Raw genomic sequence first — 9454 nt, forward strand, 5'->3', positions numbered from 1 at the left:
GGGACCGGGTGGTCGGGCGCCGGCCCGCCCCGGGGCCCGGGTGGTTCCCCGGGCCCCGAGGTGGTTCCCCGCCCTGGCGAGGGCGGGCGGGCAGGCCGGGTCGGGCGAGTCGGCCGCGTGGGTCGGCTCGGGCGGGTCGGCCAGGTGGGTCGGGTGGGCAGGTCGGGTCGGCCGGGGCAGGTGGTTCAGGCCGCGAAGTGCTGGGACAGCGAGTCCCGTTCGTCCAGCTCCACCAGATCCGGACGGGTGTAGCGCTCGGCGCGCGCGTGGTAGTCGAAGTCCCCCCGCACGAGTCCCCGGTAGTCCTGGACGCAGCGCTCCAGTGCCGCCCGGGTCGGTCCTTCGATGCCCGCCGCCTCGATTTCCTCGACCAGTTCCTTTTCCGCCCGCTGCACCCGCTCCGCGATCCGGGCCAGTTGGATCCCGGCCTCGTCCACGGCTTCCTGGAGGGTGGATCCCCGGTCCCGCTGAATCAGCCGTACGGCGTTGTGCTCGTAGCCGAGAGCGGCTTCCTTCTCGAAGGAACAGATGTCGTTGCAGAGACCGGAATGGTCGGTGACCGCGTTCCGCAGGGCGATATACGCGGGCAGGCTCCGGGCGGAATCCGGGAGATCGATTCCGGCGGTGATCTCATGCAGGCAGAGGAACGGCTGCATGGCGACCGAATCCCGCCGGTGCTTGGCGAATTCGGCCCGGGTCGGCACCTGTCCTGCGGCCCGCTCGACGGCCTCGGCGTAGTACGTCCACAGCCAGGCGGCGGTGTCGCGCCGGAACTGCCGGTTCCACTGCGGCGACCGTCCACGGCAGGTCCGGTCCCGCAGCCCGGCGAGTGCCCGCTCCATCGGCCCGTTCGGCTCGGCTCCGTCGAAGACGTCCACCAGTCGGGCGATCGCCTTCTCGCACATCAGCGGATTGCGTCCGGCCGGGCCGTCGTCGAACTCGTCGTCCACCAAGAAGGCCCAGAAGAGCCATTGACAGAACAGGTCGAGATGTTCCTGCGTGGCCTTGGGGAAGATGAGGGATATCCACAGTTCCGGGCGGGTCCGGATCATTTTCCGCCGGGCCGGTACGGAGAGATCGAGCCCTTCGGATTCCGCCCATTCCCAGGCGGCCTCCCTGGTTTTCGCCAGGCCCGGATGACACCCGGCACTCTGGAACGGCATGTGAAACGCCGGTAACGTGATCTGGCTCATTGCTGCCCCTCGTCTGATGAATACGCGCGGACGATGTGAACGGCACATTCCGGGTGGTCGAGCACGGGACGGTCCCGCCCGGGGAAGCGGCGGCGGCCAGCCCGGGAGCCGGGCCGCGAAGCGGCGTTGCGAGGTGGGAGGGTCATCGCTGTCCTCCTTCCTTCGCCGCCGGTCGCGACGCCGGGGCAGGGCCGGTGAGCCGGCGGGCGAGCACGTCACCATGTGTAATGCCCAGTCAACCCCCTGTGGGGGTGCCGAGGGAAGTCATTTGTGACCGAAATTGTTTGATCGTCAATAAGTCTCTGATCGTTACTGGGGCGTTGGTGAACTTCTGGGACAGCGGTCGGGCTCAGGTGCGCTTGAAGAACTCGACCTCGCCGACCGCGATCGGCCGCCCCTCGCCCTGACCGGTCGCCTCCCGCAGCACCAGCCGGACGGAGACGACGTCGCTGATGCCGGTTCGTATCTCCTGCTTGCCGGGCTTGTCGTTGAAGGTCACCACCTTCTTGTGGACCTTGTCGTCCTTCGTGGTGACGAACAGGTCCGCCCGGATCGGCCGCGCGCCCCGCCGGAACTCCTGCGGCTCCTTGGACACACCGGTGTGCACCACGACGCCGACCAGCCGGAACGGCGTCCCGAACGAGCACGTCAGCGACGCGCCGAGAGTGGGCGCGCCCCAGTACTTGTTCGTCACGCCGTCGATCGCCGCGCTCGCGGGGTGCCCGGGGGCCGCCGCGCTCGCTGTCACCCCGGTAGGGCTGATCTCCGCCGTTTTGCCGAGCTTGTCCCGGACGTCCTCGAAGACGTAGCGCCCGAACGGGAAGAACAGGAAGCCCGCGAGCACCAGTCCGGCCAGGGCCAGCACCAGCAGCGTCCGGCGCAGCGTCCGGCCCGAACCGCCGCGCACCCGGCGGCGGAACGGCCACACCGTGCGCCACCACGGCAGGGCGGCCGGCTGCTCCCGGACCTGCAACGGAGCGGCGCACCGCCGGCAGAACTTCCGCCCGGCCAGGTTCGGCGTGCCACAGGCCGGGCAGGGGGGACCGTCCGACGACTCGTCCGCCGCCACGGGCCGCACGGCGGGCCGCCGGGCCACGGGCTTGGCCGGTTGCACCGCCCCGATCGGCTCGTCCGCCCCGTCTGCCCTGTTCGTCTCGGATGCGCTCCGGGGCGTCGGTGGCGTCGGTGCGGATGCCGGGATTCCGGGGCGTACGGGGGCGGGGGCGGGGCGCACGGGACGGACCGGAGGCACGGGCGGCTGCGCCGGTAGGGACGGTGACTCCGCCGGGGGCGCGGCGGGACGCGGTGGTACGGGGGCGGGCGCCGAGGGCCTCGCGGGCAGGGGTGCCGCCGGGGGCGCGGATCCCGACCGGGTTGGCACGGGCGGCTGTTCGGGGCGCGCGGGGGCGGGAGCTTTTGGTCGTGTGGGTCGGCTGGTGGGCGGCGCGGCTGCGGGCGGGGGCGGGGGCGTGGGGGGAGAGGCCGGTGCGGGCGGTGCCGGTGCCGGTGCAGGGGTCGGTGGTGCTGGTGCTCGTGCCGGAGTCGGCTCGGCCTCCGCCGTCCGAGTGCCGGCTCCGGACGCAGACTTCGCCCCTGACTCGCGGGCAGGACCCGGCTGACGTCCGGGCCCCGGCTCGCGGCCAAGCCCCGGCCCGTGGGGCGCCGGTTCAGGGGCCTTCGGCTCGGCCTCCGACTCCGGCGCAGCTCCGCGTCCCGGTCGTACGGGCTCGGAGGACCAGCCCAGGTAGCCGCCGCAGTTGCCGCAGAAGTCGTCGGTCTCGCCGTTGGCCGTACCGCACGCCGGGCACGAACGCATCACGTCAGCCTCCAGTCTGTTCAGGCGCGTTGGGTGCTTCGGGTGGTACCGGCGGGTCCGGCAGGACCTCCACCCGGCAGGTGAGGTGGACGGGGCAGGCGGCCGTGGCGACCTCCAGGACGCGGCGGGCGTCCACCGCGTCGCCCTCGCGCACCGGCCAGACCCGGACGAGCAGTTCGCCGGTCGGTGGCGGCGGGAGCGCGGCCCCCGGCTCGGCCGACCAGGTCGCGCCCCCGCCGTCCCGGACCTCCGCGTGCACCCCGCAGCACAGCCGCAGCCGCTCAACGAGGCCCCGCCGCGTGCCGCGCCACCGGTGCAGCTCGACCGCGCGCGCCACGACCGCCCGGCGCAGCTCCACCGGCCACGCCGGATCGGCTTCCACGCCCACCCAGGACGCCAGCCACGGCAGGAAGTCCGCCGGGGCCAGCGCCGGGTCGACGTACGCGGGCAGGTTGTCCAGCGTCGACAGGACAGGTGCCAGCACCGTGTCCAGGCCCGCCGTGAACCGCTGGGCGAGGTCGTCGTCCGCGTACAGGGCGGGCAGCAGCTCACCGATCGGGTAGCGGCTGGGCAGCCCGGGTACCGCCGCCCGCGTCATACGACCTCACCGGCCCCGCTCGCGGTGACCACCACCTGGTGCTGGTGCGAGAAGACCAGGGCCCCCGGCGCGACATCGACCCGGTCCACCGCCGCCCCGCGCCTCCCCGTGATCGGGTCCGCCGGGAACAGCCGGACGTCCTCCACGAGCCCCGCCCCCTCCACGTTCTGGAGCACGGCGAAGACCTCCCCGTACTGCACGGGCCTGCCGAACGGCCACCCCTGCCCGTCCGCCCCGCCCCGCAACGGATCGATGTGCCGGAACAGCGCCTCCAGCGCCTCGGCCCGGACCCGGTCCACATCGCCGGCCGCGGCCACCAGCCGGGCGACGACCGTGACGCCCTGGTAGGCGGGCGGTTCGACGACCAACCGGGTTCCTACCAGGCGTCGTTCGTCGAGCCGCTCCGTCACCGCCGTGAGCACCGCGTCCGACGGGATCAGCTGCTCGAACCGCACCTGCCCGTCCTCGTCGGCCACCGCGTCCGGCACCACCAGCACCCGTACGGCACCGGCCTCTCCCGGCACGGCCGGCAGGCACCGCACCCGGCGCAGGGACGGCGCGGCCTCCCGGGCGATCAGCTCGTAGTCCTCGGCGGTGACCGCCCGCTCCTGCACCCGCAGGATGTTGGGCGCGCGCACCTTCGCGTTCTCCACGGTCTCCCCGTCGACCCCGCCGGTCGCCGCCTCGCGGTTGTTCACGCCCGCGACGTACGGCACCGAACTGCGCAGCACGGAGATCGCGCCCCGGGCGACGTTCCCGGCCGACCCGCCACCCGTGCGGTAGCGGGGGATGCGGAGCTGGGCGCCCTTCTCGGGCACCGCCCCGTACGCGCGCATCGTGCCGTCCGGCTCCCGCACCTCCGGCGGAAACGCGAACTCCCCGGCGACGGCGTCGATCCTGACGTGCCGGTCACCGGGCCGGGACGCGCCGAAGTGCTCCACCGGCGTCCAGATCTGCCAGCCCTCGTCGGTCGACACCTGGACGACGGGCGGCTCCCCGTCCAGCAGCAGCGGCGCCCGGCTCACCGTGAACCGTTGCCCGGCGACGCCCTCCGACATCCCGAGGGGCACGTCGAGGACGGTCTCCGCGTGCTCCGCCGCCGCGGTCCCGCCGACCGTGAACACCTCGGCCTCCCGGATCGTCGGCGACTCCGAGTAGAACGGCTGGCCCGGCTCCGGGGCGGTCACCCGGCAGCGCAGCCACCCCGCCCGGGTTCCGGCCACCACGGACGCCGTGTGCCCGGCCGGCACGAACACGACGACCTCGCCGGGCCGGTTGAGCCCGCCCGTGCTGTCGGTGCCGGTCGCACACGTCACCCACCGGGCCCCGTCCCACGCCTCCCACACCAGCGGTGGCTGACGCGGGTCGACGCCCACGCCCTCCACCCGGCTGTCGAGCCGGACGGCGACGATGCACCGGGGCACCGCCGTCGGCAGCCCGAACAACAGCGCGTCGCCGGGCTCCGGCCGGGCCTGGAAACACGGGATGTCCTTGCCCGCGCCGAGCGGCGCGGTCCGGTCCGTCTGGTCGCCCGACACCGGCGCGGTCACCAGCCGGACCAGCGAACTCGGCACGATCGGCAGGTCCTCCGAGGTGGAGAACACCACCGGCTCCTCGGCCTCACCGCGCGCCGTTGCCACCTCCGTACCGGCGGGCAGGTGCACGGTCTCCGGCTGCGGCGCGGACAGCCAGAAGTCGATGTCGGCCCGTGCCACGGTCGGCGGGAACAGCGTCACGCCCAGCAGATCGAGGAAGGCCGCGTAGTTCTTGTCGGGCACCCGGTTCAGCCGGTACAGCAACTGGTCGACCATGTACGCGAACGTCTCGATCAGCGTCACCCCGGGGTCCGACACATTGTGGTCGGTCCACTCGGGGGAGCGCTGCTGGACGAACCGCTTGGCCTCGTCGACGAGTTGCTGGAAACGCCGGTCGTCCAGGTTGGGGGAGGGCAGGGCCATCAGCGCACTCCCGCTTCCCGGGACGTCCCCGGCGATGAGCTCTCCGACGACGGGATCGTGTAGAAGGGAAAGACCAGGTTGCGCAGGTCGTTGGTGGCCCGCACGGTGTAGTGCACGTCGATGTAGAGCGTGCCCTCCTCGATCGCGTCGAACGCGATCACCACGTCCGTCACCTCGATGCGCGGCTCCCACCGCTCCAGCGAGGTGCGGACCTCCTGCGCGATCCGCCCGGCAGTCGCCCCGTCGCCGGGCGCGAAGACGTACTCGTGGATGCCGCAGCCGAACTCCGGGCGCATCGGCCGCTCGCCCGGCGCGGTCCCGAGGATCAGCCCGATGGCCTCCTCGATCTCCTTGTCCCGCTCGACCAGCGCGATCCCGCCCGTCGGCCCGGTCCGCAGCGGGAAGCCCCAGCCGCGCCCGATGAATCCGCCGCCGCGTCCCGCGTATCCGCCGCCGCTCACATCGGGCCCCCGATCAGGACGTTGAACGCACCGCTGATGACCGGCGCGCCGCAGGAGGTCTTGTCGCCCATCCGGGCCGCGGGCAGTCCGCCGATCAGCACCGCGCCGCCGATCGCGGCGGCGGGGTTGGGCATGATCACGTTGCCGGGGCCGAGCGCCGCGTGCGGGGGGACGACGCAGACGTGGAGGCTCCCGGTGACGGCCGCGGGCCGTCCGCCGATGAACACGGTGGCCACGGCCACCGCGCCCGGGGGCGGGGTGCCGATGAGACCGCCGTGGGCGGTGCTGTCGCCCGTGCGGGCTGCGGGGGGCATGGCCGGGTTTCTCCTTGCTGTGAAAGGGAATTCAGGGGATCGGAAGAGCGGGGGGAGGGCGGTCAGTTGATCCTGATGAGCTTGGCCTTGAGGACCGCGAGCAGACCGCCGTCGACCGTGACGCCCGTCTTGCCGTTGACGGTCACCGAGCGGCCCTTGATGTTCACGTCGCCCGTGGCGCCCGCGTCGAGGGTGATGCCCGAAGCGGACAGCGTCACGGAGCTCAACTCCCTTGTGCCGCCGCGGGCTTTGACGCTGAGGGTGATCTCACCCTTCTTCTCGTCGAGGACCACGTCGAGCCGTTTGTCGCCGGTGGCGATCCGTACCCCGGCCGGACCGCGCGGGGCGTCCAGCAGCTCCAGCCGGTTGCCCGAACGGGACACCAGGGAACGGCGGTTGACCTTCCCGCTGGTCGGATCGACGAGCGGGACGTCGTGCGGCGAGGGCTTGTCGACCCCGTTGTAGAGCCCGCCGAGCACGTACGGGCTGTCCAGCAGCCCCTGCTCGAACCCGACCAGCACCTCGTCGTTGACCTCCGGGCTGAACACCCCGCCGCCGCCCTGGCCGCCCCACTGCACGGTGCGCACCCAGTCGGTGACGTACGTGTCGTCGAGCCAGGGAAACTTCAGCCGCACCCAGCCGCGTTGGCCCTTGCCCTCCTCGCGGATGTCGGTGACCACGCCGATCGCCAGACCCGGCATGCGCGGGCCGCGCGAGGGGGCGTTGCCGCCGGCGGTCAGCCCCGACAGGGAACGGTCCGGCGAGGCGCTGACGATCACCGTCGTGCGGTAGCCGGTGTCCGGTTCGAGGACGTGGTGCGCGGCGGTCGCCGTGTACCGGCCGGAGAAGGCGGGCCCCACGTTGCCCAGCGCCACCGGCATCCCCGCTCGCAGCCGCGGATTCCCGTACGCGACCGCCTCGACCTCCCCGAACCCGGCGCTGACGGACGCGGCGAGCGCACCGGCCACGGCCCGGGTCTCCGCCTGGGTGCGGTACGGCGTGTCGGCGATGGTCGTACGGGAGTTGGAGCCGAAGATCTTGGCCGCCGTCGACGGGCTCATCCCCGGCGAGACGGTGTCGCTGCGCACGGACTGCTGCCGGGCCACCAGCCGGGTCTTGGTGTCGACGTTCCAGCCGCGCACCTCCACGCTGTCCGACCCGTCGGCCCCGGTCAGCACCGCGCGCAGGGCCAGCAGGTTGTTCCCGTACTCCAGGACCATCGGGTTGCGCGTGGCGGACGTCGAGGGCGAGGGCGCCGAGGAGGCCGGGTCCGGCTTGGTGAACTGCAACAGGCCCTTGTCGTCCACCCGTACGGTGGCCCCGCTCTCGGCCGCGAGGTGCTGGAGGAACTCCCAGTCCGACACGTTCGGCTGGGTCAGCTGCTTGTACGTGATCGACGCCGCCTCGACCTTCCCGCAGGCGAGCCCCGCCCCGGCGGCGACCTTGCGGACGATGTCCGCCGTCTTCATGTTCCGGTACGCCATCACCTTCCGGCCGCGCTGGAGCCGGTGCGCTTTCGAGAACGCCCGGACGACGGTGAACGATCCGGTGGTGTCGGTGTCCAGCTCGACCGCTGTGACCTCCCCGGTGAACAGCCGCTCGCGCGCCCGGTCCTGCACGGTGACCACCGAGATCTTCAGCGGGGTGCCCATGCCGATGCCGGTTTTGGTGAGGAAGGTGTGGTCGGGATCCCGGTACATCAGGACGGCGGTGTCCGGCAGGCCCACGTTCTCGTCCACCACACAGCTCACCAGCTGGGTGGCCCAGGCGGCGGGCAGCTCGGCGGGCGCCTCGACGATCGGGTCGGCGGCGAAGGAGCGGCCGGGTGATTCCTTCCCGCTCATCGGCCGCCCTCCGCCAGGTGGTCTTCCCGCCCCGGCACGAGGAGTTCCCGGCCGGGCGTCAACCGCATCGGGTCGTCGATGTCGTTGGCGTGCGCGATGGTGCGCCACGCGGAGGCGTCGCCGTACTCCCGCCAGGCCAGCAGCGGCAGGCTGTCCCCGGCCACCACCCGGTGCGTGCGCCGCGCCTCCTTCGAACCGGAGGTGGGGTTCTGGCCGGCCGGGTCGACGCTCGCCTCCTCGATCGACAGGGAGCAGGTGGCGCGCAGCGGCTTCCCGTCAACGTCGAACAGGGTGTAGGAGACCTGGAGGCTGGAGAGCACCCCGTCGAACGAGGTCGTCTTCGACGTCCCCCAGTCGAACCGCACCCAGGGGCTGGCGGGCGTCTTGCGGGCCAGACTGCTGGGGGTGGGCACACAGGCGGTCATCAACTGTTCCACCGCCCTCTCCACGGAGTTGTCGTGGGTGGCGGTCGCGTCGAGGAACACCTCCAGCGACAGGGCCCGGGGCCCGCTGCCGACGAACTCGGGCAGCGCGGACTGCCCGGCCATCCGGGACGGGGTGCGCCGCCACTCGGTGCTCTTGCTCAGCGACAGCTTCGCGGGGTTGAACTGCAACGTGAGCCGGGCGAGCGTGCCGCCGGGCTTGGCGCCCACGGTCGACGGCGGCTCCATGATGGTCAGCTGGGCACGGGCGCGGCTCGCGCGGAGAGCGGGTGACACGGCGTTCCTCCTTTCCTCTCTCTACGTCCTGGTCCGGTACGGCGTCGGGCAGCGGGCGGTCAGGAGGGCTCCAGGCCCTCGTGGGCGATCTCCAACGTCTCGATCGCCGCCTGGGAGTTGGCCGGATCGAAGGACGGCCCCTGCCAGCGCACCGGCACGATGCCGTGGACCTGCCAGCTGATGATCCGGCTGAGGTCGGGGCGCAGCGCCACGATCTCGCCGTCCTTGGGTTCGACCCGCTGGATCGTCTCGTTCAGCCAGCGCGCGATCTTGATCGTGTCGGCCGTCACCGGGCGGGTCAGCGTGATGTTCGTCCAGGTGATCCGCCCCGGCAGCTGCCAGGTGAACCCGTTGTTGCCGCCCTCGGCGTACGTCTCCATCTCCACCTCGGCCCCCAGGCCCGAGCAGGTGTGGAACGCGCCCAGGTCGCTGCCGCCGATCGCGAGCTTGAAGAACACGCTCGTCGCGAAGATGTTGTCCGTCATACGTCTCTCGTCTTCTCTGCTTCTCGTCTTCTGTGCTGTCTCGGTGTACGGGGCGGTGTGCGGGCG

At 72.5% G+C, this 9454-nt stretch carries 9 protein-coding genes; all 9 read right to left on the reverse strand.

Annotation, left to right across the window (positions count from 1 at the left end; translation table 11 throughout):
* Nucleotides 1-185: 185 nt before the first annotated feature.
* Complete coding sequence (locus ACFWM7_RS30160) at nt 186-1163, reverse strand: terpene synthase family protein (RefSeq protein WP_383266536.1); 978 nt, start codon at nt 1161-1163, stop codon at nt 186-188.
* Between the two features lie 379 nt (nt 1164-1542).
* Nucleotides 1543-2307, reverse strand: coding sequence for an NADase-type glycan-binding domain-containing protein (locus tag ACFWM7_RS30165; RefSeq protein WP_383266539.1), 765 nt, complete (start codon nt 2305-2307; stop codon nt 1543-1545).
* 706 nt (nt 2308-3013) lie between these two features.
* A complete protein-coding gene (locus ACFWM7_RS30170) occupies nt 3014-3607 on the reverse strand; it encodes a phage tail protein (protein WP_383266541.1) in 594 nt (197 codons plus the stop codon).
* Nucleotides 3604-5565, reverse strand: a complete 1962-nt coding sequence (locus ACFWM7_RS30175) for a putative baseplate assembly protein (protein ID WP_383266544.1) — start codon at nt 5563-5565, stop codon at nt 3604-3606. The genes ACFWM7_RS30170 and ACFWM7_RS30175 overlap by 4 nt, the downstream gene beginning before the upstream one ends.
* Nucleotides 5565-6026: a GPW/gp25 family protein gene (locus tag ACFWM7_RS30180; RefSeq protein WP_383266547.1), complete on the reverse strand. Its 462-nt coding sequence runs from the start codon at nt 6024-6026 to the stop codon at nt 5565-5567. Before ACFWM7_RS30180 ends, ACFWM7_RS30175 begins: the two co-directional genes overlap by 1 nt.
* A complete protein-coding gene (locus ACFWM7_RS30185) occupies nt 6023-6340 on the reverse strand; it encodes a PAAR domain-containing protein (protein WP_383266548.1) in 318 nt (105 codons plus the stop codon). The genes ACFWM7_RS30180 and ACFWM7_RS30185 overlap by 4 nt, the downstream gene beginning before the upstream one ends.
* A gap of 62 nt (nt 6341-6402) precedes the next feature.
* A complete protein-coding gene (locus ACFWM7_RS30190) occupies nt 6403-8184 on the reverse strand; it encodes a VgrG-related protein (RefSeq protein WP_383266551.1) in 1782 nt (593 codons plus the stop codon).
* Nucleotides 8181-8903: a peptidase M23 gene (locus tag ACFWM7_RS30195; protein ID WP_383266553.1), complete on the reverse strand. Its 723-nt coding sequence runs from the start codon at nt 8901-8903 to the stop codon at nt 8181-8183. Before ACFWM7_RS30195 ends, ACFWM7_RS30190 begins: the two co-directional genes overlap by 4 nt.
* Nucleotides 8904-8962: 59 nt before the next feature.
* Nucleotides 8963-9388 carry a phage tail protein gene (locus ACFWM7_RS30200; protein WP_383266556.1) on the reverse strand — a complete coding sequence of 142 codons (426 nt, stop codon included), beginning with the start codon at nt 9386-9388 and terminating at the stop codon, nt 8963-8965.
* Between the last annotated feature and the right edge of the window lie 66 nt (nt 9389-9454).

The organism is Streptomyces sp. NPDC058375 (assembly GCF_042723425.1).
Taxonomy (GTDB): Bacteria; Actinomycetota; Actinomycetes; order Streptomycetales; family Streptomycetaceae; genus Streptomyces; species Streptomyces durocortorensis.

What these genes read in the sequence shown, in the direction of transcription:
- ACFWM7_RS30160 (WP_383266536.1), bottom strand. Translation starts at nt 1,163, where the DNA reads ATGCCGTTCCAGAGTGCCGGGTGTCATCCGGGCCTGGCGAAAACCAGG.
- ACFWM7_RS30170 (WP_383266541.1), bottom strand. Translation starts at nt 3,607, where the DNA reads ATGACGCGGGCGGCGGTACCCGGGCTGCCCAGCCGCTACCCGATCGGT.
- ACFWM7_RS30175 (WP_383266544.1), bottom strand. Translation starts at nt 5,565, where the DNA reads ATGGCCCTGCCCTCCCCCAACCTGGACGACCGGCGTTTCCAGCAACTC.
- ACFWM7_RS30185 (WP_383266548.1), bottom strand. Translation starts at nt 6,340, where the DNA reads ATGCCCCCCGCAGCCCGCACGGGCGACAGCACCGCCCACGGCGGTCTC.
- ACFWM7_RS30190 (WP_383266551.1), bottom strand. Translation starts at nt 8,184, where the DNA reads ATGAGCGGGAAGGAATCACCCGGCCGCTCCTTCGCCGCCGACCCGATC.
- ACFWM7_RS30200 (WP_383266556.1), bottom strand. Translation starts at nt 9,388, where the DNA reads ATGACGGACAACATCTTCGCGACGAGCGTGTTCTTCAAGCTCGCGATC.